The sequence below is a fragment of the Aquipuribacter hungaricus genome (genome assembly GCF_037860755.1).
GTDB lineage: Bacteria > Actinomycetota > Actinomycetes > Actinomycetales > JBBAYJ01 > Aquipuribacter > Aquipuribacter hungaricus.
The window spans coordinates 1-1,018 of the sequence record NZ_JBBEOI010000455.1 but is presented as its reverse complement, the minus strand read 5'-3'; the positions used below and the strand labels follow the sequence as shown (position 1 = coordinate 1,018).

At 73.0% G+C, this 1,018-nt stretch carries 1 protein-coding gene; it reads left to right on the top strand.

What is annotated here, in order from left to right:
• A partial coding sequence (locus tag WCS02_RS20575; RefSeq protein WP_340296179.1) for a sugar phosphate isomerase/epimerase family protein occupies positions 1-878 on the top strand: 878 nt, incomplete at its 5' end.
• Positions 879-1,018: the final 140 nt, after the last annotated feature.

Genomic DNA, 1,018 nt, shown 5'->3' with positions numbered 1-1,018 from the left:
CCGGCGGCGCGGTCGCGCTCGCGGGCGCACCGGCCTCGGCCTCCTCCGCGCGCGGCGAGCACTCCCGGGGCCGCGGCCGCCGCGTGCCCCCGGGCCAGATCAGCATCCAGATGTACACGCTGCGCAGCATCACCAACGCCCAGACCGTCGAGGACGTGCTGGGGACGCTGTCGGCGTACGGCTACCGCAAGGTCGAGCTCGCCGGCCGCTACGGCTACTCCGCGGCGGACTTCCGCCGGGTGCTGCAGGACAACCGCATCGCGGCCAGCTCCAGCCACGACGGCATCTCCGGCGACGAGGCGTCGATGCACGCCAAGTTCGAGGACGCCGTCACGCTCGGGCAGCGCTTCATCAACGTCCCGTACCTGTACTCGGAGTCCGCGGCGCAGTGGCGGACCTGGGCGGAGCAGATGAACGTCGAGGCCGAGGTCGCCCGCAGCTACGGCCTGCACTACGGCTACCACAACCACGCGCACGAGTTCTCGGTCACCCTCGACGACGGCTCCACTGCGTGGGAGATCTTCACCAGCGAGCTCGACCCGGCGACCGTGCACCTGGAGGTCGACCTGTTCTGGGCGGTCACCGGCGGCCTCCAGACCGGCGAGGCCACCGAGGCGACGGCGTCGCAGTACGCCATCGACGTCATCGCCTCCGCCCCCCAGGAGACGCTGCAGTACCACGTCAAGGACCGCGAGCCCGGCCGTGAGCCCTTCGCCGGCAACGTCTTCGCCGACGTCGGCACGGGGTTCGTCGACTTCCCGTCGATCTTCGACGCGCACCCGGTCAAGGAGTACATCGTCGAGAACGACCAGCCCGACGTCGACCCCCTGACCACCGCGCGCGTCGGCTACGGCTACCTGCGGGACGTCCGCTTCTGAGCCGCACCTGACAGCACCACCCGCACGACAGCACCACCCGGCGGGGGCGCCGCACACGGTCTGGGGACCGCGGCGCCCCCGCCGGCGTGCGTCGCGGGGGGCGGCCGGGGCGCCCCGGGGCGTGCCGGGGTCGCCGGGGC